Genomic DNA, 23,758 nt, shown 5'->3' on the forward strand with positions numbered 1-23,758 from the left:
TGTGGAGGCGTCTTCGTTTTCAGCGTTCTCCCGACTCGCAGCCGTCCCGGGCCACATCACCCTGCACGGCACGCTCCTCCCTTCCCGCCAGCCAGAGCGCACTCATCAGCAGCAAGGCAGTCAGGGCGAAGGTGACCCGGGTGGCAAACGCCAGCTCGTCCGCCGTCGCGAGGGCGAGATCGGGCCGCCCCGCCAGGGCGGCGAACAGGCCCCCCAGCCCCGCCGCCCCCGTCAGCTGGCCCAGGTTGCGCGACAGGGTCAGCAGCCCGGCCACGGCGCCACGGCTCGCCCCCTCCACCTCCCCCACCACGGCGCTGTTGTTGGCGGTCTGGAACAGGGCATAGCCGGCGGTGAGCAGCAGGATGGGCAGCAGGTAGCCGAGGGGCCCGAGCGCCCTGTCCAGGAGGGCCAGCAAGACGGTGGCCACCACCATGAGTCCCAGGCCGAGGCGCACCACAGGGGTCGCCCCCACCCTGTCCACCAGCCAGCCAGCGGGCATGCCGGACAGCGCCGCCAGCAGGGGGCCCATGGAGATCATCAGCCCCACCGTCCCCATGTCGAGGGCAAAGGCACCGTGCAGGTAGAAAGGACCGATCAGCAGCGTCGCCACCATGACGCTGGCCACCAGCGCACTGGCGATGATCCCGCCTCTTCGCCTGGACGCCCCCAACAGCGCCAGAGGCAGCAGGGGGCGACGGGCGCCCGAGTCGGCACGCACGAAGAGCACCATGGCGACGAGCGCCCCTATCCCCGGCCAGACCCCGAGTTGGCTGCCCCGGGTCAGTGCCAGCCCGTAGCAGAGCAGCGCCGTCACCAGCAGCAACAGACTGGTGAGCGGGAGACCTCCCTCGGCAGAGCCCGCCTCATCCCGGGGCAGATCCCGCCAGGCACACCCCAGCGCCAGCAACGTCAGGGGGAGCAGCAGCAGGAAGGGAGCCTGCCAGCCAAATCTGCCGATCAACAGGCCGCCGAAGGAGGGGCCGAGCGCCGTGCCGCAGGCCGACAGGGTGCCGAGCAATCCCATGCTCCAGCCCCGTCGGGCTGGCGGCACCAGCTCTCCTGCCATGGCCAGGGAGAGCACCAGCATGCAGGCCGCACCGGCCCCTTGCAGGATGCGAGCGGCAATGAGCCAGCCAATGGAAGGGGCCAGGGCGCACAGCAGGGAAGCCAGCGCAAAGACCCCGGTCCCCCAGAGCAGCAGGCGACGCCGCCCCAGACGATCGCCAAGCCGGCCCGCCACCACCGTCAGACTGGTGATCCCAAGCAGGTAGGCCACCAGCACCCATTGCAGGCTGGCGAAGGGCACGCCGAAGTCCTGCCCCAGGGCAGGCAGCACCAGGTTGGCCATGCTGCCCGCCAGCATGGGCAGCAGGGTGGCGAGCCCGAGCCCCACGAGGCCAAGACGGCGCGTCACGGGAGGGGAAACAAGAAGTGGTGTGGACATGGCAGTCTCTCCGGCAAGTGATGATGCACTCAGGCTAGCGGGGGAGATGACAAGGCGGAAGACGCATGGATTGCAGCTTATAGTTGCATCAGACGCCATATGAAGAGACGGCAACTCGGGTATCATGAAGGGGTCGGCCCGTCAGGCGCCGCCTGCGAGGAGACGACCATGACCCCGGATTTCAACCTGCTGATCACCCTGGATGCCCTGCTGGAAGAGGGCAGTGTGGCGGGCGCCGCCAGACGGCTAGGCCTGAGTGCTTCCGCCATGAGCCGGGCCCTGGCAAGGCTGCGGGAGACCACGGGGGATCCGCTGCTGGTGCGGGCGGGACGCGGCCTGATCCCCACCCCCCGGGCGCAGATCCTGCGGGATGAGGTTGCCCGCCTGGTTCAGGAGACCCGGGCCGTGCTGCGCCCCCAGCAGGAAGTAGACCCGGCGAGCCTGGAGCGCACCTTCCGCCTACGATCCAGTGACGGCTTCGTGGAGGCGGTGGGCCCCGCCCTGCTGGCGCGCCTCGCCGTCGAGGCCCCCGGGGTGCGGCTGCACTTTCTGGCCAAACCCGACAAGGAGAGCGGCCCCCTGCGCCGTGGCGAGCTGGACTTCGAGACCGGGGTGATCGGCACCACCACGGCCCCCGAGCTGCGCACCCAGGCCCTGTTCCAGGACCACTTCGTCGCCGTGGTGCACCCGGACCACCCCCTCTGCGACGGCACCCTGACCGTGGCGCGCTATGCCGCCGCCCGCCACGTACTGGTCTCCCGCCGGGGCCAGCCTCACAGCCCCATCGATGAGATCCTCGCAGGCCAGGGGAGGCGGCGCACCATCACCACCCTGGTTCCCGGGTTTGCGACGGCGCTGGCCCTGGTCAGGGAGAGCAATCTGGTGGCGACGGTGCCGCACCTGCACTGCGCCAGCCTGCTCGGCGATCTGGTCACCCTGCCCCTGCCCTTCGCTCTGCCAGGGATCCGGGTCGCCCTGCTCTGGCACCCCAGTCAGGATGCCGATCCGGGCCACCGCTGGCTGCGCGCCCTGATACGGGACACCTGTGCCCGGCCCCCCTATCACACCGAGGCCACCGACACCCCCTGATCCGGGTCAGGCAGCTCCCGGCTCCATCACCAGCCTCTTGCGCCTGTCACCACCCCGTCACACCGACATGCCTGTGGCTTGGGCACAAGCGGTGGATCCTTCCCCCTGCCGGACGGGGATCACGGCCCCTCAGAGCGGGGCGGATCACATTGCGGGCAAAAAGATCCTGCCACCCGCTTCCGCATTTTTTATACGGACGTATAATTGCGTACAAAATGCATACACCAGGAGCGCCAGCCAGATGCACCCCACCCGTCAGAAACTGCTCGATACCGGCCTCGCCATCGCCACCGAGAAGGGGCTGCGCGGCCTGACGGTGCGCGAGCTGGCGGCAGCGGCCGAGGTGAACCTCGGCTCCTTCGTCTACCACTTCGGCAACCGCGACGCCTTTATCGACGAGTTGGTCGAGCTCTGGTACGCCCCCCTCTATGACGAGCTCAAGGCGGTGGCAGCCAAAGGCTCCTACTCCTCTGCCATCGCCATGTTCGAGGCGACCATGGAGGCGCTGATCGGGCTGGTGGCGCGCCAGCGCGGCTTCATCAACCACCTGTTTGGCGATGCCCTGGCGGGTGAAGGGGCGGCCCAGCGCTTTCTGCTCAGTCTGCCGCGCCGTCATCCCCTGCTGCTGATCGAGCAGGTACGGATGGCACAGGCGGAAGGGTCGCTGGTCGCGGGTCACCCGCTCCAGCTGATGATCTTCATCATGGGGTCGGTCGGCCTGCCGCTGGTGATCGCCGGCAGCGGTCGTCAGCTCGGCTGGCTGCCCGAACAGGCTGCCCCCTTTCTCAGCCAGATAGACAGCCCCGAGGCCGCCAGACAGCGGCTGGTATGGGCCCTGCGCGGCCTGCGCCCCACCGACATGAAAGAAGGAGAAACGGCATGAAACAACGCATCGCGATGCTAGCTCTGCTGCTGGCCGTTCTCGGTGGTGACCTCTGGCTGCAGAGCCATCCTCAAGGAGAAGCAGCATGAAACAACGCATTGCAATCGTAGCCCTGCTGCTAACTGTTATCGGTGGCTACCTCTGGTGGCAGGGGCGCCCGGCCGACGGATCCATCCTCTACGGCAACGTCGATATTCGCGACGTCAATCTGGCCTTTCGGGTCGGCGGCCGCGTCGATCAGGTGCTGGTCGATGAGGGGGATAGCGTGAAAGCGGGTCAACTGCTGGCCCGCCTCGATCCGGTTTCCCTCACCCACAGCCGCGACAGCGCCCGCGCCAATCTGGCTGCGCTCACTGCCGCCAACGCCTTGATCCACAAAGGCTATCGCAGCGAAGAGACCGACCGCGCCCGGGCCGCACTTGCCGCCGCCGAAGCCGCTGCACTGGAGGCCAACCAGCAGTGGCGCCGCCAGAGCGCATTGGCCGCCACCGGCGCCATCTCCCGTGGTCAGCTCGATACCGCCCGCTCCCAGCGGGATCAGACCCAGGCGCAGGTACGCTCGGCACGCGAACAGCTCGCCCAGCTCGAAACCGGCTACCGCCCGGAGGAAATCGCCCAGTCCGATGCCCAGCTGGAAGGGGCCAAAGCGGCGCTCGCCAGTGCCGAACTGGCGCTGGCGGATGCCAATCTGACCGCCCCCAGCGATGGCATCATCATCAGCCGCGCCGTCGAGAATGGCAGCATGGTGCAGAGCGGAGCGACCGCCTTCAACCTCTCCCTGACCGCACCGGTCTGGGTGCGCGCCTATGTGGAGGAGCCCTGGCTCGGCCACTTCCCGAGCGGCGCCAGGGTGATCCTCACCACCGACTCGCGGCCGGATCAGCCCTATCACGGGGTGGTGGGCTTTGTCTCGCCCACCGCCGAGTTCACCCCGAAATCGGTGGAGACGCCGGACCTGCGCACTCACCTCGTCTACCGGCTGCGCATCGTGGTGCAGGATCCCGACCCGACCCTGCGTCAGGGGATGCCGGTCACCGTCAGGCTGGCCCCATGAACAGCGCCATCTCCCTCGAGGGGCTCACCAAACGCTTTGGCGAGCGGGTCGCCCTCAACGCCATCTCCGCCACCATTCCGGCTGGCGGCATCACCGGGCTGGTGGGCCCCGACGGCGCGGGCAAGAGCACCCTGCTGCGCCTGCTGGCCGGTCTGCTGATCCCCGAAGCGGGCACCATCCGGGTGCTGGGGCTGGATCCAGTGAGCGAGGGGGATCTGCTGCGCCAGCGCCTCGGCTACATGCCCCAGCAGTTCGGCCTCTACGAGGATCTCAGCGTGCTGGAGAACCTCACCCTCTACGCTGACTTGCGCGGCGTACTGGAGCCCGAACGCACGCCCACCTTCGCGCGGCTGCTCGCCTTCACCGATCTTGCCCGCTTCACCGCGCGGCCAGCCGGCAAGCTCTCTGGCGGGATGAAGCAGAAACTCGGGCTGGCCTGCGCCCTGCTCGGCACCCCGGATGTGCTGCTGCTCGACGAACCGGGGGTCGGGGTCGATCCCATCTCCCGCCGCGCCCTCTGGCAGATGGTGCGCGAACTGGCCAAGGGGGGAATGACGGTGCTCTGGAGCACCGCCTATCTCGATGAGGCGGAGCTGTGCGACCACGTGCTGCTGATGGCGGATGGCGAGGTGCGCACCAGCGGCACGCCAGCCGATCTGATGGGGGCCATGGCCAGCCGCTGCTGGCTGCTGGAGGCGGGGCAACTGGATGGCCGCGAGCGGCGCGCCCTGCTGCGCCGGGCACTGGCTCACCCGGCGGTGATGGATGGCGCGGTAGCGGGGGAGCGGGTGCGCCTGCTGCTGCACCCGGGCATGACGCCCCCACCGCTGGCAGAGCTGCATCTCGCCAACGGCGCCTTTCAACCGGCCCAGCCCCGGCTGGAGGATGCCTTTATCGACCTGCTCGGCGGCGGCCCCGGCGGGGAGTCGAGTCTGGCAGCCGGGATGCGAGAAGCCGAACTGCCGCAGGGAGTCTCCCCCGAGGCGGTGATCGAGGCGCGCCACCTCACCAAGCGCTTCGGCGATTTTGCCGCCACCGATGACGTCAGCTTTGCGGTGCGCCGCGGCGAGATCTTCGGCCTGCTCGGCCCCAACGGGGCGGGCAAGTCCACCACCTTCAAGATGGAGTGCGGCCTGCTGCGCCCGAGCGAGGGGCAGGCGCTGGTGACCGGCATCGATCTGGCCCACAGCCCCTCGGCGGCACGCCAGCGCCTCGGCTACATGGCGCAGAAGTTCTCCCTCTACAAGCAGCTCACCGTGGCCCAGAACCTCTCCTTCTTCGCCGGTATCTACGGCCTGTTCGGCCGCCACCAGCAGACGCGGATCGACGCCATGGTGACTGCCTTTGCCCTCGCCCCTTGGCTCGATCAGAAGGCGGAATCCCTGCCGCTCGGCCTGCGCCAGCGCTTATCGCTGGCCTGCGCCCTGCTGCACGAGCCGCCGCTGCTGTTCCTCGACGAGCCCACCTCCGGGGTCGATCCGGTAACCCGGCGCGAGTTCTGGTCGCACATCAACGCGCTGGCCGACCACGGCGTCACCGTGCTGGTCACCACCCACTTTATGGATGAGGCGGAGTATTGCGACCGCATTGCCCTCATCTATCGCGGCAAGCTGCTGGCCCTCGGCACTCCGGACGATCTCAAGGGGCTGGCCGCCAAAGAGGCGGCGACCTCTTTGCCAACCGGCTCCTTGCCGACCTGTTCTTTGCCAACAATGGAAGAGGCCTTTATCACCCTGGTCGAGCGGGCCAGCGAGGAGGACGCATGAGCATCAACCGTCGACGACTGCTGGCCCTCTGCCGCAAGGAGTCGCTGCAAATCGTCCGTGACCCGAGCAGCATCCTCATCGCCTTCATCATGCCGGTGGTGCTGCTGGTGGTGATGGGCTACGCCATCAATCTGGATGTGGACCATCTGCGCCTCGGCATCTGGCGCACCGACAGCGGCGCCCCGGCGGTGCGGCTGGAGCAGGCCCTGCGCGGCTCTACCGCACTGGAGATCCACAGCGGCCCGAGCAAGGAGTCCCTGCTCGCCACTCTGGCCCGTGGCGAGATCCGCGGCCTGCTGGTGATCGATGACGGCTTCTCCCGCGCGCTGGCCGGTCAGGGTAATGGCACGCCGCAGGCGCTGCTGCTGACCGACGGCTCCGAGCCCAACACCGCCAACTTCGTCACCAACTATGTGCAGGGGATCTGGCAGGGATGGCTCGCTGGCGAGGGGGTCGCCATGCCGGTGTCGATAGAGAGCCGCGCCTGGTTCAACCCGGCGCTGGTGAGCCGCAACTTTCTGGTGCCGGGCTCCATTGCGGTGGTGATGACCATCATAGGGGCCCTGCTCACCTCGCTGGTGGTGGCGCGGGAGTGGGAGCGCGGCACCATGGAGGCGCTGCTCGCCACCCCGGTCACCAAGGGGGAGCTGCTGCTCTCCAAGCTGTTGCCCTACTACGGCCTTGGCATCATCGCCATGCTGCTCTGCCTGCTCTTCTCGGTGGCGGTGATGGCGGTGCCGTGGCGCGGCTCCCTGCTGCTGCTCTTTCTGGTCACCAGCGTCTTTCTCGGTAGCGCCCTCGGGCTCGGGCTGTTCCTCTCCACCGTGATGCGCAGCCAGTTCAATGCCGCACAGGCTGCGCTGATCGCCGCGTTTCTGCCCGCCGTGATGCTGTCGGGCTTCGTGTTCGAGATCGCCAGCATGCCACCGCTGCTTCGGGCCATCACCCACCTCATTCCGGCCCGTTACTTCGCGAGCTCCCTGCAGACCCTCTATCAGGCGGGCAGCGTCTTCTCGATCCTGCTGGTCAACGGTTTCTGTCTGCTGCTGCTGGCCGGTTTCTGGCTGGCCCTGACCGCCCGCAAGACGCGGCGCACTCTGGAGTAACCCATGCTGATCCGACTCTGGTGGCTGATCCGAAAAGAGCTGCAGGCCCTGATGGGCAACACCCAGGGGCGCTTTCTGCTCATCATGCCGGTGCTGCTGCAAACCGCCCTCTTCCCGTTCGCCGCCACCCTGGAGGTGACCGGCAACACGCTGGCCATCTACAACCAGGATGGCGGAGCCCAGAGCCGCGAGCTGCTGGAGCGCCTCACCCATATGCCCGCCTTTACCACCATCATCCCGGTGCAGGGCGAGGCGGGCATGACCGAGGCCATCACCGGGCAGCAGGCACTGCTCGGGCTGATTATTCCGGGGGATTTCTCGCGTCGGCTGGCGCGGGGCGAACCGGCCAAGGTGCAGCTGATTATCGATGGCCGTCGCTCCAACGGCGGTCAGGTGGCGGCGGGCTACATCAGTCAGGTGATCGCCCGCTGGCAGAATGAAGAAGGGAACGCAGGCAAGGCGCCGCCGACCCTCGCGGTGCGCAACCTCTACAACCCCAATATCGAGTTCCACTGGCATATCCTGCCGGCCCTGGTGGCCATCATCACCACCACGGGGTGTCTTATCGTCACCGCCCTCTCGGTCGCGCGGGAGCGGGAAGAGGGCACCTTCGATCAGCTGCTGGTTTCCCCCCTCACCGCAGGCTGGATCATGGCGGGCAAGGCGGTGCCCGGCATCCTGGTGGCGGTGGGACAAGGGTGCATAGTCGCGCTGGCCGCCCGTTTTGTCTTTCACCTTCCCTTTGCCGGCAGCCTCAGCCTGCTGCTGGCGGGTATGGTCTGCTACGGGCTGGCACTGGCCGGGATCGGGCTCTTCATCTCGTCGTTCTGCTCGACCCAGCAGCAGGCGTTTCTCGGGGTCTTCTCCTTCACCGTCCCGGCGGTGATCCTCTCGGGCTACATCTCACCGGTGGAGAACATGCCCCAGGTGTTCCAATGGCTGGCGGCCATCGACCCCCTCACCCACTTCATCGTGCTGCTCAAGGGGGTCTTTTTGAAGGGGCTCGGCTGGTCGGCCGCCTGGCCCCTGATCTGGCCGCTGCTCGCCATCGCCGGCGTCACCCTGTCGCTGGCGCTCGCCATGTTCCGCCGCCATATCGCCTGACGTGCCGCCTTGATCAGCTGATGCCGGTCTCGCCCAGTGCGAGACCGGCCTTTTTCCGACATAAGTTTTCACTCCCCGGCAGTTGGTAAACCGGGCTTTCCCTCCACCATCCCTCACCCCGAGCCAGCCCAGAAATCATTAACTGGTATACCTATTTTTGTATAGTGTTGAATTTTCTCGAATTACCCCTGAGGAGATATATAAATAGACACTTGATTTGCATCAATCGCCCACCCCTGCCGACTGGGTAGCCTAGCCCCAGAATGATGTTTTATTACTCCAAACTTGAGGCAACTATGAGCAAAATCAGACTGGTCGTTGTGGGCAACGGCATGGTGGGGCACCGCTTCATCGAAGAGCTGATCGAGCGGGCCGATCCGGGCCGCTACGAGATCACCGTCTTCGGTGCAGAACCCCGTCCCGCCTACGATCGCGTCCATCTCTCCTCCTACTTCTCCCACCACACCAGCGAAGATCTCTCCCTCGTCAAACCCGGCTTCTACGACAAGCACGGCATCCGCCTGCTGCTCGGCGAAGCGGTGAAAAAAATCGACAGGGCCAACCGCGAAGTGCACTCCAACAAGGGCACTGTGGTCGAGTACGACAAGCTGGTGCTGGCCACCGGCTCCTACCCCTGGGTGCCGCCCATCCAGGGCAGCCAGCACCACGAGTGCTTCGTCTATCGCACCATCGAGGATCTGAAAGCCATCCGCAGCGCCGCCAAGAGCGGCAAGAGCGGGGTGGTGATCGGGGGCGGCCTGCTTGGCCTCGAAGCCGCCGGCGCCCTCAAGGCGCTGGGTCTCGAGACCCACGTGGTGGAATTTGCCCCTGTGCTGATGGCCGAGCAGCTCGACGGTCAGGGCGGCCAGTTGCTGCGCCGCAAGATTGAATCCATGGGCGTGCAGGTACACACCAGCAAGAGCACCAGCGAGATCCTGATGCATGGCGGCGAGCAGGCGAAACACCGCCTCGCCTTCGCCGATGGCAGCCAGCTTGAAGTGGACGTGGTGGTCTTCTCCACCGGCATTCGCCCGCAAGATACCCTGGGCCGTTACGGTGATCTCGCCATCGCCGAGCGCGGCGGCATCGTCATCGACGATCACTGCCTCACCTCCGACCCCGACATCTACGCCATCGGCGAGTGCGCCGCCTGGCAGGGCCGCTTCTTCGGACTGGTGGCACCGGGCTACAAGATGGCCCAGATCACCGTCGACCATCTGCTCGGCGGAGACAGCCGCTTCGAAGGGGCGGACATGAGCGCCAAGCTCAAGCTGCTCGGCGTCTCCGTCGGCTCCATCGGTGATGCCCACGGCCGCACTCCGGGCAGCCACAGCTATGTGTTTCAGGACGATCAAGCCGGCGTCTACAAGAAGATCGTGGTGAGCGAAGACAACAGCCGATTGCTCGGCGCCGTGCTGGTGGGTGACGTGGAAGATTACGGCAACCTGCTGCAGATGATGCTCAACGCCCTGCCGCTGCCGAGCCACCCGGATACTCTGATCCTGCCCGCCTACGCCGGTGCCAAGCCGACGCTGGGGGTGGATGCCCTGCCGGAGAGCGCCCAGATCTGCTCCTGCTTCGACGTCTCCAAGGGTGACATCGCCAAGGCGGTGGCCGAGGGCCACACCACGCTGGCCGCCATCAAGCAGCACACCAAGGCCGGTACCGGCTGCGGCGGCTGCGTGCCGCTCATCAGTCAGGTGCTCAACGCCGAGCTGGTGAAGCAGGGCATCGAGGTCAACAACCACCTCTGCGCCCACTTCCCCCACTCCCGTCAGGAGCTGTTCCATCTGGTCAAGGTGGAGGGGATCAAGAGCTTCGACGAACTGCTGGCCAAACATGGCCAAGGCTATGGCTGCGAGGTGTGCAAACCGACCGTCGGCTCCATCCTCGCCTCCTGCTGGAACGAGCATGTGCTGAGCCCGCTCAACACCCAGCTGCAGGACACCAACGACATCTTCCTCGGCAACATGCAGAAGGACGGCAGCTATTCCGTCATCCCGCGTATGGCCGGTGGCGAAGTGACCCCGGAGGGGCTGCTGGCAGTGGCCGAAGTGGCCCGCGACTACAAGCTCTACACCAAGATCACCGGCGCCCAGCGCATCGGTCTGTTCGGGGCCCAGAAGGATGATCTGCCCGCCATCTGGCGCAAGCTGCTGGCAGCGGGTTTCGAGACCGGTCAGGCCTACGCCAAGGCACTGCGCATGGCCAAAACCTGCGTCGGCAGCACCTGGTGCCGCTTCGGCGTGCAGGACAGCGTCGGCCTCGGGGTCTTCCTCGAGAACCGCTACAAGGGCATTCGCACCCCCCACAAGATGAAGTTCGGCGTCTCCGGCTGTACCCGCGAATGTGCGGAAGCCCAGGGCAAGGACGTCGGCATCATCGCCACCGATGCTGGCTGGAACCTCTATGTGGGCGGCAACGGCGGTATGAAGCCGCGCCACGCCGACCTGCTGGCGTCTGACCTCGACCGCGAGACCCTGATCAAGCTGATCGACCGTTTCATGATGTTCTACGTCACCAGCGCCGACAAACTGCAGCGCACCTCGGTCTGGCTCGGCAATCTGGAAGGGGGTGTCGACTACCTGCGCGAAGTGATCGTCGACGACAAGCTGGGGCTGGCCGAGACACTGGAGCGCGATATCCAGACCCTGATCGACAGCTACGAGTGCGAATGGTCGCGCACCCTCAACGAAGAGGAGGCGCTCAAGCGATTCAGCCACTTCATCAACAGCGACAAGCGCGATCCGGACGTGCAGTTCGTCGCCGAACGCGACCAGCACAGACCCGCCACTCCGGCCGAGCGCATCCCTGTCTACCAGATCGAGGTGGAAACCAAATGATGAAACTTGCCTGCCAACTCAACGACATCCTGCCGGGCACCGGCGTCTGCGCTCTGATCGAGGGTCGTCAGATCGCTCTGTTCCGCCCGCGCGCGGCCGCCGAGGTGTTCGCCATCGACAACCGGGATCCCTTCTTCGCCGCCAACGTGCTGTCGCGGGGCCTGATCTGCGAACACGACGGCGATCTCTGGGTGGCCAGCCCGCTCAAGAAGCAGCGCTTTCGCCTGAGCGATGGCCACTGTTTCGACAACCCTGCGATGTCGGTGCAGAGCTATCCCGTTGAAGTGCGTGATCAGCAGGTCTGGGTCGCCGTCTAACACCAGACCCCACCCCGGCCCTCCCCTTCACAGGTGAGGGAGCAAAAAGCCCCTCCCCCTTGACAAGGGGGAGGCAGGGAGGGGGTTGAAAAAACAGTCAGGGCTGCCTGCGGGCGGCCCCTCTAAAGAGAATCCATATGTATACCGACAGCATCAACAAGTGCGCCGCCAACGCGGCCCGCATCAACCGCTTCGAGCGCAGCGACAAGCTCGGCTTCTGGCTCAGCTCCGCCATGGCGGGGGCCTATGTGGGCCTCGGCATCATCCTCATCTTCACCCTGGGCAATCTGGTGGATCCCAGCGTGCGTCCGCTGGTGATGGGGGCCACCTTCGGCATCGCCCTGACCCTGGTCATCATCGCCGGCTCCGAGCTGTTCACCGGCCACACCATGTTCCTCACCTTCGGGGTGAAGACCGGCAAGATTTCCATGGGGGATCTGCTGCGCATCCTGCCGCAGACCTGGGCGGGCAACCTGATTGGCTCCATTGGGGTGGCGCTCATCTACTCCTACGGCGGCAGCCTGCTGCCGGACGCGGGCAGCCTGGCGCACAAGGTGGCGCTGGCCAAGACCCAGGCCCCGGCCCTGACCCTGTTCATGAAGGGCATACTCTGTAACTGGCTGGTCTGCCTCGCCATCTGGATGGCGCTGCGCACCGAGGGTGCCGCCAAGTTCATCGCCATCTGGTGGTGCCTGCTGGCCTTCATCGCCTCCGGCTACGAGCACTCGGTCGCCAACATGACCCTGTTCGCCCTCTCCTGGTTCGGTGCCCATTCCGAGGCCTACACCCTAGGCGGCATCGGCCACAACCTGCTGTGGGTGACCCTGGGCAACACCGTCTCCGGCGCCCTCTTTATGGGCCTCGGCTACTGGTATGCCACCCCCAAGGCTGAGCGCCCGGTCGCGGTGAGCGACGCCACCACCACTGCCAGCCAGACCCAAACCGCCTGATCCGGAGGCCCCATGGACTACTTGCCCATCTTCTGTCGACTCGACAACAAACCCGTGCTGCTGGTCGGCGGCGGCGAGGTAGCACAGCGCAAGGCGCGCCTGCTGCTGGATGCTGGTGCCCGCCTGACGGTGGTGTCTCCCGAGCTCGATCCCGAGCTGGCGGAACTGGCTGCCAACGGCAGCATCGAGTGGCTGGCCGGTGAATTCGCGCCGCAGCAACTGGCGGGCAAGTGGCTGGTGGTGGCCGCCACCGATCGGCGCGAGGTGAATGCGCTGGTCTACCAGAGCGCCAATCAGGCGCGGATCTTTGCCAACGTGGTGGATGACCCGAAACGCTCCAGCTTCATCATGCCGTCGATCATCGACCGCTCGCCGCTGATGGTGGCCATCTCCTCCGGCGGCAAGGCCCCGGTGCTGGCCCGACTGCTGCGGGAGAAACTCGAAGCCCTGCTGCCCCAGCATCTGGGTGCCGTCGCGGCCTTCGCCGGCAGCCTGCGGGAGCGGGTCAAGACGCGCTTCGCCAGCATGGGCGAGCGGCGCCGCTTCTGGGAACGGCTGCTCGGGGCGGATCGGCTCGGTCAGGCGCTGGCTCGGGGGGATAGAGCCTCTGCCCACCAGCTGGCCGACAACCTGTTTGCTGACGAGAGCCACACCGCTGGCGAAGTGGTGCTGGTGGGAGCCGGCCCCGGTGACCCAGGCCTGCTCACCCTGCACGCCCTGCGCCAGATGCAGCAGGCGGATGTGGTGGTCTATGACCGGCTGGTCTCCGATGAGGTGATGGCCCTGGTACGCCGGGATGCCAAGCGGATCTTCGTCGGCAAGCAGGCGGGCAACCACTGCGTACCGCAGGAGGGGATCAACCAGCTGTTGCTGGAGGAGGCGAAGAAGGGACAGCGGGTGGTGCGGCTGAAGGGGGGCGACCCCTTTATCTTCGGCCGTGGCGGCGAGGAGCTGGAGACGCTGGTGGGCAGCGGCATCGGCTTTCAGGTGGTGCCGGGGATCACGGCGGCCAGCGGCTGCGCCGCCTACGCCGGCATTCCGCTGACCCACCGCGACCACGCCCAGAGCGTGCGCTTCGTCACCGCCCACGGCAAGGGTGGCGCTCAGGATCTCGACTGGCCGCTACTGGCCAAGGACAAGCAGACACTGGTGTTCTATATGGGGCTCTCCTCCTGCGCCACCATCCGCGAGCAGCTGCTGGCCCACGGCAAGACGGGCAACACCCCGGTGGCGCTGATCGAGCGTGGCACCCAGCCAAGCCAGCGGGTCATTCGCGGTACCCTCGATCAGTTGCCCACGCTGGCGGTGGGCGTCGAGAGCCCGGCCCTCATCATGGTGGGGTCTGTGGTCACTTTGGCCGACCAGCTTGCCTGGTTCGGGCAAAGAGGTGCCACAGACGTGGCCCTGGCCTCGGCCTGATCGCTGCATCCATTCCAACGCCACCCTCGGGTGGCGTTTCTTTTTCTGCATTTACTGTCATAACCTCTTGTTTTGAGTCTGGTATCCTATGGGGTGTGTCAGCCGGACCACCGAATTCAGGAATTCTGCTTCATGTCCCTCCCCCCCAAGAACAGCGCCAAACAGCGTGAACACGACAGAGCCCGCATCCTCACGCTGCTGCTGGCCGATGACGCCCTCACCGAGAGCCTGCTCGACCCGCAAGGGGAGCAGGACGCAGCGCTTCGGGACCAGACCAGCGAGCTGACCCGGCTGGTCAACAGCCTGCCCGCCGCCGATATCGCCGATGCGCTGGAATCCCTGCCGCCGGACGAGCGCCACGTGCTGTGGCAGCAGGTGGATGCAGACAAGCACGGCCAGATCCTGGTGGAGGCGTCGGAGACGGTGTGGGACAGCCTCATCAGCGGCATGAGCGACAAAGAACTCCTGCACGCCCTGAGCACCCTCGACATCGACGACCAGATCTACCTGGGTCAGTACCTGCCCCGCAACCTGATGGGACGGCTGCTCACCTCCATGGCGCCGATGGACAGGGACAAGGTGCGCGAGGTGATCCGCTACGGCAAGCACACGGTCGGCGCCATGATGGACTTCGAGCTCATCACGGTGCGGCCCGACGTGACCCTGGCCACCGTCCAGCGCTATCTGCGCCTGCGCGGCCAGATCCCCGAGAACACCGACAAGCTGTTTGTCACCGATCGGCGCAACCGGCTGCAGGGGGAGCTGCCCCTCACCGCCGTGCTGCTGCACAAGCCCGAAACCCTGGTGAGCGACGCGATGGAGAAGGATCCGGTCACCTTCGATCCAGAAGACAACGACGAAGCCGCCGCCCGCACCTTCGAGCGGGACGACCTGGTCTCCGCCGCCGTGGTGGATGCCAGGGGCAAGCTGATGGGACGGCTCACCGTCGCCGAGGTGGTGGACTTGGTCTATGAGGAGAGCGACACCGACCTGCGCCGCATGGGGGGGATCAGCGAGGAAGAAGACGTGTTCGCCCCCGTCTCCAAGGCGGTCAAGACCCGCTGGGCCTGGCTCGCCATCAACCTCTGCACCGCCTTCGTGGCATCGCGGGTAATCGGCCTGTTCGAGCACACCATCTCCCAGCTGGTGGCGCTGGCGGCCCTGATGCCCATCGTCGCCGGGATCGGCGGCAACACCGGCAACCAGACCATCACCATGATAGTGCGGGCGCTGGCGCTGCAGCACATCCAGACAGGCAACGTCTCCTTCCTGCTGTGGCGCGAGCTGGGGGTGGCCCTGATCAACGGCCTGGTGTGGGGCGGCATCATGGGCATCGCCACCTTCCTGCTCTATCAGGATGCGGCGCTGGGGGGCGTGATGACGCTCGCCATGATCCTCAACCTGCTGGTGGCGGCCCTGATGGGGGTCATCATCCCCATGACCATGAGCCGGCTGGGGCGCGACCCGGCGGTGGGGGCCAGCGTGATGATCACCGCCATCACCGACACCGGCGGCTTCTTCATCTTCCTGGGGCTGGCGACCCTGTTCCTGCTCTAGGGCCCGAGGCTGACCGTCTGCGGCTCCTGCCATGACGCGGGGCCACTTTCGCGCAAAAACGGCATTTCCCGCCACTGGGCAAGGAATAGTCGTTGAAATGCCAACCCCACTCCTTATACTGGATCCACCTGTTTCCAGCGGTGGATCTGACACAATGGAATACAACACTTCAGAACTGTGCGACATCTATCAGGACATGGTGGATGTGCTCGAACCCATGCTCTGCTCCTTCGGCGGCCGCGCCTCTTTCGGCGGCGTCATCACCACAGTCAAGTGCTTCGAATCGAACGGCCTGATCCGTGAACTCGTCAAAGAGAACGGTGTCGGTCGCGTGCTGTTGATCGACGGTGGCGGCTCCATGCGTCGTGCCCTGATCGATAGCGAGATCGCCACCACGGCGGCGGAAAATGAGTGGGAAGGGATCGTCTGCTACGGTTGCGTCCGTGAGGTCGATATCCTGGAAGATCTCGACATCGGCATTCAGGCCCTGGCGGCCATTCCGGTGGGCGCCGACAGCAAGGATATCGGGGAAACCGATCTGCCGGTCAACTTCGGCGGCGTCACCTTCCTGCCGGATGACCACCTCTATGCCGATACCACAGGGGTGATCCTCTCCCCCGATGCCCTCGACATCGAGTAAACAGCGCTGAGTGAAAATGGGAGCCCTGGCTCCCATTTTTTATGCCCGCTGATGGCGGAAAAGACGCAAAAAAGAGGGCCAGTAAACTACTGGCCCCTTAACTGGAAGCAATGTGAGCAATGTCGTGCCTTCACAAGAAGTCCATCACGTTGGAACAAATGAAGTCTTTCCCGGAAAACAAGTTAACAATAATCATTCTCATTTAACTGTGCAAGCCTTATTTGCGAAGATCGCAAAAAAATTGACCACCCATGGGGGTGGTCAATCTCATCAGGCTTGTCGCGTAGCAGCTTGCAGGCCAGCCAATCCGGCCTCCCCCACCAGCTTGCGGCTGAGATAGCGCAGCAGCACACCGTAAAGCGGCACAAACAACCCCAGACTTATCAGCAACTTGAATACGTAATCTACGGTCGCGATCTCGACCCAGTGCTCGGCCATGAAGGGATCTGTGCTGCGCCAGAAGGCGATGCTGAAGAAGGCGATGGTATCCACCAGATTGCCGAACAGGGTGGAGGCCGCCGGTGCCACCCACCAGGCTTTCAGCAGGCGCAGGCGGTTGAACACCACCACGTCCATGAACTGGCCCACCAGATAGGCCATAAAGCTGGCTAACGCGATCCGGGCAACAAAGAGATTGAACTCTGCCAGATTGCCCACCCCCTGGAAGCTCCCTTCGAAGAAGAGCACCGAGAGTACGTAGGACACGGTCAATGCCGGCAGCATAACGGTCTGGATGATCTTGCGCGCCAGGCCTGCGCCGAAGATCCGCACCGTCAGATCGGTGGCCAGGAAAATGAACGGGAAGCTGAAGGCACCCCAGGTGGTGTGGAAGCCAAAGATGGTGATCGGCAGCTGCACCAGGTAGTTGCTGCTGGCAATGATCAGGATGTGGAACAATGAGAGACGCATCAGTGCCGTCTGGTACTGAGCCGGAGTCAGGTTCATATTGTGACCTTTTTGGTTAATGGGGTTAGGGAACCCATATCGCCACCATGGCGATAATCAAGGGGCGAGATTATACGCCCCCAAATTGATAGTTCAATCTTTATGCGGTTATCTCAAGGGATTGACTCGCATCGCACGCCAAGCTCACTCCCAGGACTGCCGAGCCAGCCAGAGCAGCGCCTCCGCGTCGTCCGGCTGCACCGCCGCCAGCCAGCAGCCGCTGTAATGTTCGTACTCGAGCCGAAAGCGGCTGCCTTCAAACTCCAGCAGCCAGCTGTGGCGATCCGCCCCCCACTCCCGCTCGAGTGCCGCTAGCTCCCACTCCTGCAACAGGGCCTCGGCCAGAGTCGGGAAGCTGTCCCAGTCAAGGCCCGGGCAGGTCAGCATCACCACCCCGGCTTCCCTGTCTGTCTGCGTGATACGCCAGTTCATCCGTTGCTCCTCAACTGCTGCACGAGAGCTCGCCCCCGCAATACCAGCCCGGATGCGGAGTGGCGAGATCCTCGTATTCCGGTTGCTCATCATAGGGATGCTGCAGGGCCGCAAACAGCCGCTCGAACGGCGCCATGTCGCCCTGTTCTGCCGCCTCGATCACCTGCTGGGCCAGGGCGTTGCGCAGCACATACTTGGGATTGACTGCGTCCATCTGCCCCTTGCGCACGCCATCCACGCTCCCTTCCCGGGCGAGGCGCGCCCGATAGGCCTCAAACCACCCCTGCCAGACGGCAGGATCGGGCAGCAGGGCCAGCAGGCTGGCGGGCCACGCTCCCTCTCGCGTCACCTCACCGAGACGGCGCAGGAAGAGGTGGTAATCCACCTTGTGCGCCGCCAGCAGCCGGAACAACTCGCGGAACAGCGCCGGATCCTCCTCTTCCCACACCGCCAGCCCCAGCTTGGCGCGCATCAGCTCGGAGTAGTGCAACATCAGCTGGTGCTCGTACTGGGCCAGGGCCGACGCGAGCGCGTCGCCATCCACATGGCCGGCCAGCGCCTGTGCCAGCTTCTGCAGGTTCCAGTATCCGACCGCAGGCTGCTGATCCAGCGCATAGCGACCATCCGGATCCGAGTGGTTGCAGACGAAGTCCGGCACATAGGCGTCGATGAAACCGTAGGGGCCGTAATCCAGGGTCAGCCCGAGCAGGGACATGTTGTCGGTGTTCATCACCCCGTGACAGAACCCCGCCGCCTGCCACTTGGCGATGAGCCGCGCGGTGCGGCGCACTACTTCGGCAAACAGCTCGGCGCCATCGGCCAGCTCGGGGAAGTGGTAACGCCGCGCATAGTCGATGAGGGCCGGGATCTTTTCCCCCTGCCCGCTCCAGGCGAAATACTCGAAGTGACCGAAGCGCAGATGGCTCGGCGCGGTGCGCAGCACGGTCGCCCCGCTCTCCACCTGCTCCCGGTAGACAGGCTCGTCACTGCCCAGCAGCACCAGAGCCCGGGTGGTGAGAATGCCGAGGGCATGCAGCGCCTCGGAAGCCAGGTACTCGCGAATGCTGGATCGCAGCACGGCACGGCCGTCGCCGAAGCGGGAGAATGGCGTCTTGCCCGCCCCTTTGAGGTGCAGGTCCCAGCGGCTGCCATCCGGCGCCAGCTGCTCCCCCAGCAGCAGGGCGCGGCCATCCCCGAGGCGCGGGCTGTAACCGCCGAACTGGTGGCCCGCATAGACCTGGGCCACCGGCTGCATGCCCGGCAGAGGCTGCCCCTGGCCGCAACAGGCGAGCCACTGCGCCTCGCTCACCTCCCCGAGCCCCAGCTCACCAAGCAGCGCACGGTTCAGATGCAGCAATCTGGGGCCATGCAGCGGCTGCGGGGCAACAGGCTCGCAAGCCCAGGGGAGTTCGGTGGCAAAAGTGTTGATCAACTTCATGGTGATGGGGGTTGTCCCTGCGTATGCTCGTGTCACTCTTTATACCGCCGTCGGCTCGTCGAGGCTAACAGGCGATCACGATTATTCATTTCAAGGAGAAGACGATGCAAAAGTGGGTCTATACCCTGCCCCTGCTGGCGCTTGCCTGGGGCCATCAGGCCAAGGCGGCCGACATAGACGCAGGCAAGGCCAAATCCGTGGTCTGTGCCGCCTGTCATGGCGCGGATGGCAAGGCGAGCGTCCCGACCTACCCCCACCTCGCGGGCCAGAACCAGGCCTATTTGCTCAAGCAGATGAAGGCGTTCAAGGAGGGTTCCCGTACCGAGCCACTGATGGTTCCCTTCATGGCGATGCTGACCGAGGCGGACATGGAGAATCTGGCGGCCTATTACGCCAACCTCAAATAATGCATGGCGCCGACCAACGGGCGCCTTTCCACTGTTTGTTGTGCCAGCCTACCGGCCTGGGCCTGCTGCGGTCGATGACAAGGTCTACCAGGGCCGACCCTACCGGCGGCAGTAGTCGATGATCAGGTCCATAAAGGCCTCACCGAAGCGCTCCAGCTTGCGGTGACCGACACCGTTGACCGCCAGCATTTCCTCCTCGGTCATCGGCATGAGCTGCGCCATCTCCACCAGAGTCGCATCGTTGAACACCACATAAGGCGGCACCTCTTCATCCTCGGCGATCTGCTTGCGCAGGGCGCGCAGCTCCTTGAACAGCCGCTTGTCGTAGTTGGCGTTGTCGAGCAGCCCGTTGCGCTTCTCCTTGCGGCTGGAGATGGGCTGCAGGCGGGGGACTGCCAGTTCCAGCTTCATCTCGCCACGCAGCACGGGTCGAGCCGCTTCGGTCAGCTGCAACACCAGATTGCGGGTGATGTTCTGGGTCAGCAACCCCTTGTGGATCAGCTGGCGGATGACGCTCATCCAGTATTCGTGGCTCTGATCCTTGCCGATGCCGTAGGTCGACAGCTTGTCGTGACCGTGATCCTTGATGCGCTGGTTCAGCGATCCGCGCAGCACCTCCACCACATAACCCACCCCGAAATTCTGTCCCACCCGCCAGACACAGGAGAGCGCCTTCTGGGCGTCTTCGGTGCCGTCATAACTCTGGGGCGGATCGAGGCAGATGTCGCAGTTGCCGCACGGCTTGTCGTTGTACTCGCCGAAGTAGTTGAGCAGCACCTGACGGCGGCAGGTCTGCGCCTCGGCGAAGGCCGCCATCACGTTGAGCTTGTACTGCTCCACCTGCAACTGCTGGGGGTTTTCGATGTTGTCGAGCAGCCGGCGCACCCGACCGATGTCGGCGGGATCGTAGAGCAGCAGCGCCTCCGCGGGAGTGCCGTCACGCCCGGCGCGGCCGGTTTCCTGATAGTAGGATTCGATGTTCTTCGGGATGTCGTAGTGCACCACGAAGCGCACGTTGGGCTTGTCGATGCCCATGCCGAACGCCACCGTCGCCACCACGATCTCGATGTCATCCTTGAGGAAGGCCTCCTGGGTCTGCTGACGCAGCTCCAGCGGCAGACCGGCGTGATAGGGTGCCGCCTTGCAGCCGTGACGGGATAGCCGCTCGGCCACCTCCTCCACCCGGTTGCGGCTGGAGCAGTAGACGATGCCGCAGTTGCCCTTCTGGCTCTGCACGTAGCGCAGCAGCTGCTCCGCCGCCTTGAACTTCTCCACCAGGCTGTAGCGGATATTGGGCCGATCGAAGCTGGCGGTGTGGATGAAGGGATCGTTCAGTTCCAGCCGGTGCAGCATGTCGCTGCGGGTCGCCTCGTCGGCGGTGGCGGTGAGCGCCACCACGGGCACCTGGGGGAACCACTGCTTGAGCCGTCCCAGCGCCGCATATTCCGGCCGAAAATCGTGCCCCCACTGGGAGACGCAGTGCGCCTCGTCGATGGCGAACAGGCCGAGGGGCAGCTCCGCCAACCGGTCCATGAACTCGTGCTGCAGCAAACGCTCGGGGGACACATAAACCAGCTTGATCTCGCCTCGGCGCATGGCGGCAAAGTTCTGGATCATCTCCTCCCGGCTCAGGGCCGAGTTGATGTAGACCGCCGCCACGCCGTTGGCACGCAGGGTGTCGACCTGATCCTTCATCAGCGAGATGAGGGGGGAGACCACCACCCCGAGCCCGGGTCGCAGCAGCGCCGGGATCTGGTAGCAAAGCGACTTGCCGCCGCCGGTGGGTTTGAGCACCAGGGCATCGCGCCCTGCCACTATCTGCTCGATGATCTCGAGCTGGCCCGGCCGAAACTGCTGATAGCCAAACACCGCCTGCAACAAGGCAAGGGGATTCTCTGGCTGAGGGTCAGGCAGGGTTTCGGCAATGACGGTCATGGGCTCTCCTTTGGGGTCGCCATTCTAAAGCAGCCGCCGCCCACAATAAACCTGCCATTGCGAGTGTTAAGGAAGTGTTGCAGACTGGCTGGAGTTTTTACTCGGCTTTGATGACAGGGCGGACTCAAGGAATGAAACAGATGCTCAAGAAGATGGCGCTCAGTGGCATAGCCAACCTGTTCGCCGAAAAGATGCCCTTCAACAAGCTGATCGGCATGCAAGTCACCCACTACGACTTCGATAAAGTGGAGCTGCGCATCAAGATGGAACAGAAGCTCATCGGCAACCCTTTCCACAACATACTGCACGGCGGCGTCACCGCCAGCCTGCTCGACGTGGCGGGCGGCATGATAGTCGCAGCCTCCTGCATCGACGAGCTGGAGGACTTCTCCCCCAGCTATCTCAAGGAGCGCTTCTCGCGGCTTGGCACCATCGATCTGCGGGTGGACTATCTTCGTCCCGGTCGCGGCAACGAGTTCATCGCCACCGCCCACATCATCCGGGCAGGCAGCAAGGTAGCGGTCGCCCGCATGGAGCTGCACAACGAAGAGGGCACTCACATCGCCTTCGGCACGGGGACCTACCTCGTCGGCTAATGGTTTTTATTGCATAAAAAGTGCGCTTCTAAGCTGATTTTAATCATTAGAATTCTTACCCCCTCCTCCGCTCAGGGTCCATACTGAAAGTCGGGATTCTGTGCAGAGGGAGGATTGCAGACGATGAGCGCGATACTGGCTACCCAACCATCCAGAGCCTTGCTGACACGACTTGAGGCCATGCGCGAAGAAGTGCAGACCCCAGAGTGCCGTCACTGGTTGGAACAGGAGCTGGAGGGGTATTCTCTCTGTTCACCCCTGCCCTGGTATCGCATCATTGCCTGTCGGCAACGCGGTCACTTCCTGAATCTGAAGACGGGAAAATATCTGACTTGCCATATCGGCAGCCAAACGCTAAGCCAACGCGACCTGGCCCAAGTTCAGTTCATCTATGCCCGTGAACCCGCCGCCCACTATTTACTGCGTCACGATTCCCATATCGAGCCCTGGCCGGAATCACTGCTGGAAGCGTATCGAGAGCAGCTGATCCCTGGTCATCTCTGCCTGCAAGCCTGGCATGAGCCCGTGTCTTCGCTGCGTTCACAACTGATGGAGGGAATAGCACATTTCATTAGTGAGTACCCCAAGCATGCGGCCCTGCAAACCCAACACGGTTTCAAGGCATTGCGGCATCAACACTGGCATATCTGAATGAGCGCCTGGGGCGCAAGGAGGGCACCATCGACAAGACCCACAACGAGATTGTCACAATCTAGAGTGCCGGAGTCAGGATCAGACTCCACCAGTGGGGCCACCGAGCGGTGGCCCTTTTAGTTGGGCAAATGAGGAAGATCGGAGCAGCAGCTGCAGCAATCGACAATGGAAATGTCAGCTTTTCTTCAACAGACCAAATGCGAAAAGGCCGCTCATTGAGCGGCCTTTTCAAATGTGGTCGGTGTGAGAGGATTCGAACCTCCGACCCCTTCGTCCCGAACGAAGTGCGCTACCAAGCTGCGCTACACACCGATGTCTGCGGGGCGAGAATTTACCGAAAGCCCCGACCCGACACAAGCCTTTTTTTGCATTCACTCTAAAAAAATGGCTTTACGCTCAATAATTCAGCGAGTCACAGAAAAAATCGCCACAAGGCATCTTTCCGCCTGCCTTCAGCCCTGTCGAGACAACCTGAACTCGGTCGGCCCCAGCAAACGCCGGCTCCAATCCGCCACCACTCCATGTTCCAGCCAATGAGCCGCATGCTGGCGCCAATTGGGAGAGAGCGCCGGGTTCTCCAGCAGCAGTTGCAGGTCTTCCTCGTTGCGAGCCTGGTTGAACAGGATGTCGGCGGTGCGCTTCACCGTCAGCTCAGGGTAGGGTCTGTCCACCAGTGTCAGCTCCCCCTGCGGATCCACCCTTCCCTCTTCCAGCACCCGCAGCAGCCAGCCACAGCGGCCACTCAACTGCATCACCTGGGAGAGCTGGCCATAGCCAAAGCGCTGGTTGAGCTTGAAACAGGGGGATCTGGGCTGGCTTATCTGGATCAGCGCCTCTCCAAGTCGATAGACATCGCCGATGCAGACCTGCGCCTCGGTCAGCCCCAGACCAGAGAGATTCTCGCCAAAGGCAGCAGGCTGCCAAGGTGTGCGTGGTACAGGCAGCCCCAGCGCGGTTTGCCAAGTCTTCCACCAGGCGTAGTGCTCCGCAGGGTAATGGTGCAGGGCCCGATCCGGGCCGCCATGATGGCGTCTGTCGCTCTGCTCATCCCCGCGAAGGCCGAGGAAATCGCACCACAGAGGGGCGTCGGCAGGCTGCTTGTGGATGGCACTGATGAGGCCGGGGGCCTGCTCTGGGTTCAGTTCGGCGCTCTGGCCGATGAAGAGGGAGATCCGCATT

The 23,758-nt window shown here is 64.4% G+C and carries 21 protein-coding genes and 1 tRNA gene; 15 read left to right on the forward strand and 7 right to left on the reverse strand.

Annotation, left to right across the window (positions count from 1 at the left end; all coding sequences use genetic code 11):
• Positions 1-19: 19 nt before the first annotated feature.
• Complete coding sequence (locus AB5Y80_RS01800; RefSeq protein WP_368172455.1) at positions 20-1,444, reverse strand: MFS transporter; 1,425 nt, start codon at positions 1,442-1,444, stop codon at positions 20-22.
• A gap of 168 nt (positions 1,445-1,612) precedes the next feature.
• Between AB5Y80_RS01800 and AB5Y80_RS01805 the strand changes: the two genes are divergently transcribed.
• The 12 genes from AB5Y80_RS01805 to rraA all read left to right on the forward strand — a co-directional run bounded on the left by AB5Y80_RS01805 (position 1,613) and on the right by rraA (position 16,172).
• Complete coding sequence (locus AB5Y80_RS01805) at positions 1,613-2,533, forward strand: LysR family transcriptional regulator (RefSeq protein WP_073352141.1); 921 nt, start codon at positions 1,613-1,615, stop codon at positions 2,531-2,533.
• Positions 2,534-2,774: 241 nt separating this feature from the next.
• A complete protein-coding gene (locus tag AB5Y80_RS01810; RefSeq protein ID WP_277856493.1) occupies positions 2,775-3,416 on the forward strand; it encodes a TetR/AcrR family transcriptional regulator in 642 nt (213 codons plus the stop codon).
• Between the two features lie 85 nt (positions 3,417-3,501).
• Positions 3,502-4,470, forward strand: a complete 969-nt coding sequence (gene hlyD / locus AB5Y80_RS01815) for a secretion protein HlyD (RefSeq protein ID WP_368172456.1) — start codon at positions 3,502-3,504, stop codon at positions 4,468-4,470.
• Positions 4,467-6,236: an ATP-binding cassette domain-containing protein gene (locus AB5Y80_RS01820; RefSeq protein WP_335815773.1), complete on the forward strand. Its 1,770-nt coding sequence runs from the start codon at positions 4,467-4,469 to the stop codon at positions 6,234-6,236. The genes hlyD and AB5Y80_RS01820 overlap by 4 nt, the downstream gene beginning before the upstream one ends.
• The gene (locus tag AB5Y80_RS01825) at positions 6,233-7,342 is read left to right on the forward strand and encodes an ABC transporter permease (protein WP_323909227.1); all 1,110 of its coding nucleotides are present in this window, start codon (positions 6,233-6,235) and stop codon (positions 7,340-7,342) included. The genes AB5Y80_RS01820 and AB5Y80_RS01825 overlap by 4 nt, the downstream gene beginning before the upstream one ends.
• A 3-nt stretch (positions 7,343-7,345) precedes the next feature.
• Positions 7,346-8,446, forward strand: a complete 1,101-nt coding sequence (locus AB5Y80_RS01830; protein ID WP_368172457.1) for an ABC transporter permease — start codon at positions 7,346-7,348, stop codon at positions 8,444-8,446.
• Positions 8,447-8,742: 296 nt separating this feature from the next.
• Positions 8,743-11,289 (forward strand): nitrite reductase large subunit NirB, encoded by a 2,547-nt coding sequence (nirB, locus tag AB5Y80_RS01835; protein WP_368172458.1) that lies wholly within the window; start codon positions 8,743-8,745, stop codon positions 11,287-11,289.
• Positions 11,289-11,606: a nitrite reductase small subunit NirD gene (gene nirD / locus AB5Y80_RS01840; protein WP_368172473.1), complete on the forward strand. Its 318-nt coding sequence runs from the start codon at positions 11,289-11,291 to the stop codon at positions 11,604-11,606. Before nirB ends, nirD begins: the two co-directional genes overlap by 1 nt.
• 137 nt (positions 11,607-11,743) lie before the next feature.
• Positions 11,744-12,556 carry a nitrite transporter NirC gene (gene nirC / locus AB5Y80_RS01845; RefSeq protein ID WP_368172459.1) on the forward strand — a complete coding sequence of 271 codons (813 nt, stop codon included), beginning with the start codon at positions 11,744-11,746 and terminating at the stop codon, positions 12,554-12,556.
• Between the two features lie 12 nt (positions 12,557-12,568).
• Positions 12,569-13,975 carry a siroheme synthase CysG gene (gene cysG, locus AB5Y80_RS01850; protein ID WP_368172460.1) on the forward strand — a complete coding sequence of 469 codons (1,407 nt, stop codon included), beginning with the start codon at positions 12,569-12,571 and terminating at the stop codon, positions 13,973-13,975.
• A 132-nt stretch (positions 13,976-14,107) separates the two neighbouring features.
• Positions 14,108-15,532, forward strand: a complete 1,425-nt coding sequence (mgtE, locus tag AB5Y80_RS01855; RefSeq protein WP_324045111.1) for a magnesium transporter — start codon at positions 14,108-14,110, stop codon at positions 15,530-15,532.
• A gap of 154 nt (positions 15,533-15,686) precedes the next feature.
• Positions 15,687-16,172, forward strand: coding sequence for a ribonuclease E activity regulator RraA (rraA, locus tag AB5Y80_RS01860; protein WP_010676045.1), 486 nt, complete (start codon positions 15,687-15,689; stop codon positions 16,170-16,172).
• 270 nt (positions 16,173-16,442) lie between these two features.
• Here the strand turns inward: rraA and AB5Y80_RS01865 are convergent, their stop codons facing one another.
• The 3 genes from AB5Y80_RS01865 to AB5Y80_RS01875 all read right to left on the reverse strand — a co-directional run bounded on the left by AB5Y80_RS01865 (position 16,443) and on the right by AB5Y80_RS01875 (position 18,987).
• Positions 16,443-17,117, reverse strand: a complete 675-nt coding sequence (locus tag AB5Y80_RS01865; protein WP_010676046.1) for a 7-cyano-7-deazaguanine/7-aminomethyl-7-deazaguanine transporter — start codon at positions 17,115-17,117, stop codon at positions 16,443-16,445.
• Between the two features lie 144 nt (positions 17,118-17,261).
• The gene (locus tag AB5Y80_RS01870) at positions 17,262-17,549 is read right to left on the reverse strand and encodes a DUF3630 family protein (RefSeq protein ID WP_266140054.1); all 288 of its coding nucleotides are present in this window, start codon (positions 17,547-17,549) and stop codon (positions 17,262-17,264) included.
• A gap of 10 nt (positions 17,550-17,559) precedes the next feature.
• Complete coding sequence (locus AB5Y80_RS01875; protein WP_368172461.1) at positions 17,560-18,987, reverse strand: YdiU family protein; 1,428 nt, start codon at positions 18,985-18,987, stop codon at positions 17,560-17,562.
• A gap of 104 nt (positions 18,988-19,091) precedes the next feature.
• Here AB5Y80_RS01875 and AB5Y80_RS01880 point away from each other — a divergent pair, with 104 nt between their 5' ends.
• Complete coding sequence (locus AB5Y80_RS01880) at positions 19,092-19,394, forward strand: cytochrome c (protein ID WP_041211966.1); 303 nt, start codon at positions 19,092-19,094, stop codon at positions 19,392-19,394.
• A 99-nt stretch (positions 19,395-19,493) separates the two neighbouring features.
• Here AB5Y80_RS01880 and recQ read toward each other — a convergent pair whose 3' ends face one another.
• Entirely contained in the window at positions 19,494-21,329 is a 1,836-nt protein-coding gene (gene recQ, locus AB5Y80_RS01885) for an ATP-dependent DNA helicase RecQ (protein ID WP_039039660.1), read from the reverse strand.
• 131 nt (positions 21,330-21,460) lie between these two features.
• On the opposite strand from recQ, the gene AB5Y80_RS01890 reads away from it, so the two are divergent.
• Both AB5Y80_RS01890 and AB5Y80_RS01895 read left to right on the forward strand, forming a co-directional pair.
• Positions 21,461-21,925, forward strand: coding sequence for a thioesterase family protein (locus AB5Y80_RS01890; RefSeq protein ID WP_039039661.1), 465 nt, complete (start codon positions 21,461-21,463; stop codon positions 21,923-21,925).
• Between the two features lie 123 nt (positions 21,926-22,048).
• A complete protein-coding gene (locus AB5Y80_RS01895) occupies positions 22,049-22,576 on the forward strand; it encodes a hypothetical protein (protein WP_010676052.1) in 528 nt (175 codons plus the stop codon).
• A gap of 238 nt (positions 22,577-22,814) precedes the next feature.
• On the opposite strand, the gene AB5Y80_RS01900 is transcribed toward AB5Y80_RS01895, so the two are convergent.
• Positions 22,815-22,891, reverse strand: a tRNA-Pro gene (locus AB5Y80_RS01900).
• 140 nt (positions 22,892-23,031) lie between these two features.
• Positions 23,032-23,757 (reverse strand): MOSC domain-containing protein, encoded by a 726-nt coding sequence (locus AB5Y80_RS01905; protein ID WP_368172462.1) that lies wholly within the window; start codon positions 23,755-23,757, stop codon positions 23,032-23,034.
• Between the last annotated feature and the right edge of the window lies 1 nt (position 23,758).

The organism is Aeromonas sp. R2-1 (genome assembly GCF_040908425.1).
Taxonomy (GTDB): Bacteria; Pseudomonadota; Gammaproteobacteria; order Enterobacterales; family Aeromonadaceae; genus Aeromonas; species Aeromonas caviae.